3 protein-coding genes and 1 pseudogene are annotated in these 5,344 nt (G+C 67.3%); 1 reads left to right on the plus strand and 3 read right to left on the minus strand.

The features are described 5' to 3' along the window. Nucleotides 1-1,493, minus strand: a 1,493-nt coding sequence (locus I55_RS17035; protein ID WP_044561778.1) for a S10 family peptidase, incomplete at its 3' end; no start/stop codon positions are given. Between the two features lie 296 nt (nucleotides 1,494-1,789). Here I55_RS17035 and I55_RS17040 point away from each other — a divergent pair. After that, on the plus strand, nucleotides 1,790-4,081 hold the full coding sequence (locus I55_RS17040) for a S8 family serine peptidase (RefSeq protein WP_049974215.1): 2,292 nt from the start codon (nucleotides 1,790-1,792) through the stop codon (nucleotides 4,079-4,081). Between the two features lie 218 nt (nucleotides 4,082-4,299). Here the strand turns inward: I55_RS17040 and I55_RS17045 are convergent, their stop codons facing one another. Further along, nucleotides 4,300-4,638 (minus strand): P-II family nitrogen regulator, encoded by a 339-nt coding sequence (locus I55_RS17045; RefSeq protein WP_004271938.1) that lies wholly within the window; start codon nucleotides 4,636-4,638, stop codon nucleotides 4,300-4,302. 134 nt (nucleotides 4,639-4,772) lie between these two features. Then, a pseudogene (locus tag I55_RS17050) lies at nucleotides 4,773-5,129 on the minus strand (ammonia channel protein); the annotation flags it as partial. Nucleotides 5,130-5,344 lie beyond the last annotated feature (215 nt).

Genomic DNA, 5,344 nt, shown 5'->3' on the forward strand with positions numbered 1-5,344 from the left:
ATCATATGACCGCCGGGATAATAGCTGAACACCACGCGGTTGGTGGGCACGCCAGCGCTGTTCAGGCTGTTCTCCGTATGGAAGAACGGCGTGGCCAGGTCGTAATAGCCCATGGCGACGAAGGCCTTCAGGCCCTTGTTCTGGCGCATGGCGTCGCCCACGAAGGGGCCGACATCGGTGCCGCGATAGGGCTCGCTGCCGCCGCCCTCCGCCTGGCCATAGTTCCAGCGGCGGTAGAGGGAGCCCAGCACCTTGTATTCCCGCCCGCCCATGTCCAGGCCCAGGTCGTTGCGGAAGTAGGTGTTGACCACGGCGCTGAACGCCCCGCTCATGCCGTTCAGCGAGGGGTCGTTGTCCGGCCGCTCGCCAGAGCTGTCATAGTCCTCACCCAGGTAGCGGCCGTCGATGCGGCCGATGCTCTTGCCCTGGTCGCGCAGCAACTCCTTCATGAAGCGGTGATCCTGGATCTTCAGGTTCGACTGCTCGATGAAGGCCGGGGACAGGCCGGTGAAGTGGGCCAGCTTGGCCACCACCGCCTTGTGCTGGTCGGGGCTCAGCCGGTTGCCCAGGATGAGGGCGGAGGCGTAGTCCGTCGCCGCGAACTGGCGGGCGTCGGCCAGGAATTTGTCGAAGCCCATGGAGGTGTCGGCCACCTTCTTATGGTACCAGGCCGTGGCGGCGTAGCTGGGCAGGAAGGACCAATAGGGCACCAGGTTGCCCCGCGCGAAGGTCAGCGAGGTGTAGTCCATGGCCGGGGAGATCAGGATCAGGCCGTTCAGCGACACGGTGGAGGTGGTGCCGCTCAGTTCGGGCAGCATGGCCCCGGTGCGGATGCCGCCATAGCTTTCACCGCCCAGGAACTTGGGGCTGTTCCAGCGCTTGTTGTCGCCCAGCCAGATGCGCACGAACTGGGCGATGGACCTCGCGTCCTCCTTCACGCCCAGGAAGTCCTTCTCCTCCCCCTTACCGATGGCGTGGCTGAAGCCGGTGGCGACCGGGTCGATGAACACCAGATCGGTCACGTCCAGGATGGAATAGGCGTTGTCGATCAGGGGGAAGGGCGGCGGGCCGGGGTTCTCGGCATCGGCCGGGATCTGCACGCGCTTTGGCCCGAAGACACCCATGTGCAGCCACAGGCTGGCGGAACCGGGGCCGCCGTTATAGAGGAAGGTCACCGGCCGGGTGCTGGGGTTGGCACCTTTCTTGGTGTAGGCGACGGAGAATATGGCGGCCACCGGCTCGCCCTTGTCGTCGCGGAGGTAGGTTTCCCCCGCCGTGACGGTGTAGTCGACACGCTTGCCGTTGAAGGTGCCGGAGCGGTCAACGGTCACGCGCTTGGGTGCCTCTGGCCCGGCCTTCCTATCGCCGTCCTTATGGTCCTGCCTGTCGTCCTTCTTCTCCTGCGCGGCCCCCATCATGGCCGGTGCCATGACCGCCGGCACCGTCACGGCCAGCACGGCCGCCACCAGCAGTCCCCAACGCCTGTTCTTCATTGATAACCCCCATTGTTCATTAGTCGGACCGCTCAGCGGCATCCCGGACCCCGCTTCCGTGACGCCGACTCTCCCCCCGTCCTGCCCAGGGGAACCAACCCGATGGGCCCGCAGCCTAACAAAAGCGGCGGCAAAATGGGGCCTGGATAAAAGTTTTAACCAGGGGCTTAGCTGAAGCCTGCCCGCGACAAGGGGTTGGCGGTGAAATGCAGCCACCTTAAGATGGTTCTGGAATAGGAAATACAGCCATAACGGATGGCGGCGCCGTCGCACCCGCCGCCCGGGGGACCCAGGCCATGTCACGTGTGATCAAGGTTCTCGACGCCACGGCGGATACCCTGGCCGCCATGCCGGGCGTCCGCCTGCTGCACAGCTATCCCGCCTTCCATATCGTCGCGACGGATGATGACGCGGCCACCGCGGCGGTGATGGCCACCGGCCTGGTGGAGGACATCACCGACCAGTATGCCCTGCAGGCCGGCGGCCAGACCATCGCCACCGACGTCCCCCGGGTCGCCGCCGATGGCAGCCACCACGTGCACCCGGCCTATGACAGCCACGGCCCGCTGCCGCAGGGCGCCCACCACTACATCGTCCAGTTCACGGGCCCGGTGCGGGACGGCTGGCTGGCCGGGGTGGCGGCCCTGGGGGCGGAGGTGATGGGGCCCCACCAGCACTTCGCCATCATCGCCCGCGCCACCGCCGACCAGGCGGGCGCCATCACGCGGCTGGATTATGTGCGCTGGGTGGGGCACCTGCCCTATGCCGCCCGGCTGACCCGGGATGTGGACGCGCTGGCGGCACCGCCGGCGGAGGATGCCTATCACGGCCACGTGATGCCCGACGCCTATACCGTGGCGTTCTTCACCCCGGCACAGGCCACCGGACAGCACGCCGCCGTCATCGCCGCCGGCTTCACCATCCTGGAGGAAGCGGCGGGCAGCGCCCTGCTGGTGGTGCAGACGACCGATCCCACGACCGGCGACCTGCGGGACAAGCTGCGGGCGCTGGCCCAGGTGCACGGCGTGAAGCGGATCGGGCGCCAAGTCATGCCGCAATTATCCAACGACCAGGCCGCCCGCATCATGGGCACGGCATCCGCCCTGGCGGCGGCGCCAGGCCTGGGGCTGTCCGGCGCGGGGGAAATCGTCGCCGTCTGCGACACCGGCCTGGACAGCGGCGACCCCGCCGCCATCCATCCGGATTTCGCCGGCCGCGTCCTGGCCATCCGCAGCTATCCCATCGGCCCCAGCTATGCCACGCGGGTGAACAACCCCGGCGCCGATGACGGCCCGGCCGACACCAACCGGGGCCACGGCACCCACACCGCCGGCTCGGTCCTGGGCGACGGCACCGCCAGCGCGGAACTGGCCAACCTGGCCGGCCCCGTCCGAGGCCTGGCCCACAAGGCGCAGCTGGTGATGCAGGCGGTGGAGCAGCATTTGGAGTGGAAATCCGACCAGCAGGGGTCCGCCCCGCCGGCCTACGCCCTGGCCGGCCTGCCCACGGATTTGAAGGAACTGTTCGGCTGGGCCTATGACCAGGGCGCCCGCATCCATTTCAATTCCTGGGGGGGCGGCACGCCCCAGTCTTATAATTCCTACTGTACGGACATCGACACTTCATCTGGAATCGCCCGGACTTTTGGCATCGTCTTTTCCGCCGGGAACACCGGATCCGACACGGATGGCGACGGCAAGATCGACCCGGGCAGCGTCACACCACCGGGCACGGCCAAGAATTGCATCACCGTGGGCGCCTGCGCCAACGACCGGCAGACCATCACCATCACCAACGGCAAGAAATGGGGCCCCAAGGCCGTGCCGGTGGACGCCCTGGTGGCCGGCGGACCCGACCTGCTGGCCCCGTTCAGCAGCCGGGGCCCCACCAAGGACGGACGGGTGAAGCCCGATGTGGTGGCGCCCGGCACCTATGTGCTGTCGACCCGGTCGCGCCAACTGGACCCCGCCTTTTACGGCCAGGGGCGCTATGACGACAGTACCGAGCTTTACATGTACGACACCGGCACCAGCATGGCCGCCCCCCTGACCGCCGGCGCCGTCGCCCTGATCCGGGAATATCTGCGCACGCGGGCGGGCCTGGCCGCCCCCTCCGCCGCCCTGCTGAAGGCGGCGCTGATCGCCAGCGCGGTCCCACTCACCGGCACGGACACGAGCCTGCCGGACAACGACCAGGGCTTCGGGCGCGTCAACCTGGACACCATCCTGGCGCCGTCCGCGCCGGTGCGGGCGACATTCCTGGATGGGAACGCGGTGGCGACCGGCGATCTTTACCAGTACAGCCTGACCGTGGGTGTGGAGGGGCATCCCCTGCGGGTGGTGATGGCCTATAGCGACTATCCCGGCGCCACCCTGGTCAACAACCTGAACCTGGTCCTCCGCGGGCCCGAGGGCACCATCCGCACCGGCAACGCCGGCCCGGACGGCCGGACCATGGACAGCAGCAACAATGTTGAAGTCATCGCCGTCGCGGCGGCGGCCGCCGGCGTCTGGAGTGTGCAGGTTATCGGGTCCAACGTGCCCCAGGGGCCGCAGCCTTTCGCCCTGGCGCTGCTGGCAGCCGGCTGAGCGGGAGAGCCGGCTGAGCATGAGGGAAAGGGCGGCAGGCCCTAGAACGGAAGGCGATCACGGGTGATCGCCCTTCGCTCCAGGCCGCCGCCCTTTTCAGAAGCGTATTTGGGGACAATGCCGGTGCGCCTTCCCCGTGGCCTGATCGCCGGGGAAGCCGGATGCGGCGCTGTCAGGGCGCGGTGGAACCAGAAGCTCCCCACACCCCGACGCCCATGTCACAGCGCGTCGGTATCGGTCTCGCCCGTGCGGATGCGCACGGCCTGGGCCAGTTCCAGGACGAAGATCTTGCCGTCGCCGATCTTGCCGGTGTTGGCGGCGGCCTGAATGGCCTCCACCGCCTTGTCGGCCAGATCGTCGGGCACGGCCACTTCGATCTTCATCTTGGGCAGGAAGCTGACCGCGTATTCCGCGCCCCGGTAGATCTCGGTCTGGCCCTTCTGGCGGCCATAGCCCTTGACCTCGGTGACGGTAAGGCCCTGCACCCCCAGCCCGGTCAGGGCGTCGCGGACTTCGTCCAGCTTGAAGGGTTTGATCACCGCGATAATGAACTTCATCAGACCACTCCCTGATTGGATATTCGTGATCGCCGAGGGGCGGTCGGCCGGATCAGTCTAACATCACCGGCCGACTTTTGTTCCCCCTCGAATCCTTGCTCCTCAGCCCTTTAGGCTAGGCTCAGTGGCCAGGCTCAGTGGATAGACTCGCCATGCAGGGCGATGTCCAGGCCGTCGCGCTCGACATCCTCGTCCACGCGCAGGCCGATCACCAGATCGATGATCTTCAGCAGGACGAAGGTGATGACGCCACACCACACGACGGTGAAGGCCACACCTTCCAGCTGGGTGACGACCTGGGCGGCGTTACCCTCGATCAGGCCCAGCTTCGTGTCCGGCGCGTCCTTCAGCGCGGCGGCGAAAGCCCCCTCGCTGTTGGCCACGGCGATCTTGGCAAAGACGCCGGTCAGGATGGCGCCGACGATACCGCCGATACCGTGCACGCCAAAGGCGTCCAGGCTGTCGTCATAGCCCAGGGCCTTCCTGGTGCTGGGCCAGCTTGGGCGCCACCTCGGTCTGCACCTTGTCCAGCGCGTCGTTGGTGTTGGCCGACACCACGCTGAAAAAGACCTGGTTCACCCGGTCCAGCATGCGGCCGGACCGCTCCATCGCCACCAGGGTGTTGTCGAAGGTGGGTGCCGCCGGNTTTTCGGCGATCTTCTTGACCTCNGNCAACTGGATCTTCATGCCCTGCTTGAAACGCGGC

The organism is Azospirillum sp. B4 (assembly GCF_000333275.1).
GTDB lineage: Bacteria > Pseudomonadota > Alphaproteobacteria > Azospirillales > Azospirillaceae > Nitrospirillum.